Source organism: Siminovitchia jepli (assembly GCF_047228825.1).
GTDB lineage: Bacteria > Bacillota > Bacilli > Bacillales > Bacillaceae_C > Siminovitchia.
This window is the reverse complement of sequence record NZ_JBFEGN010000230.1, coordinates 1-553: the sequence shown is the minus strand read 5'-3', so window position 1 is coordinate 553 and position 553 is coordinate 1. Positions and strand designations below refer to the sequence as shown.

Below are 553 nucleotides of genomic sequence, written 5' to 3'. Positions count from 1 at the left end.
AAGGGTATTTGTCCGTAAACCAATAAAAACCTTGCACTTGGAGGGGTAACCTTGTACGAACATAATGCCGATCAAATGATCTTGCCACATGAATTTTTCCTGCCGTTTGGCGGACAATTAAATCCAAATAACCGTTGGGTGGTCTTGTCCAACCTTATTCCTTGGTCAAGAGCGGAAAAGGAATACATCAAATCATTAGGAGATGTAAGGCAGGGAAACAAGGCTTTTTCGGTTCGTTTGGCACTTGGGGCACTGGTCATTCAGGAACGCCTGAATTTGAGTGATGAAGAAACCGTCCGGCAGATTACGGAAAACCCGTATCTCCAATACTTCATCGGATTGCCGTCGTTCCAGGATGAAGCTCCTTTCCATCCTTCTTCTATGACTCATTTCCGGAAACGGCTTGGCCGCGATATCATTAACCGGGTCAACGAATGGGTGGCGGAAGCACAGACAAAACCTTCTCCGGAAGACCAGAATCAGGATGACCCCTCCGATGATGACCAGGACGGAACAAGCTGTCCGGCTCCAGAGAACTCCAAATCCGATGACC

At 47.7% G+C, this 553-nt stretch carries 1 protein-coding gene; it reads left to right on the top strand.

The genetic code is table 11. The features are described from left to right. Nucleotides 1–75 precede the first annotated feature (75 nt). Nucleotides 76–553 (top strand): transposase (locus AB1L08_RS22525; protein WP_413066795.1); only part of this gene is annotated, 478 nt, incomplete at its 3' end.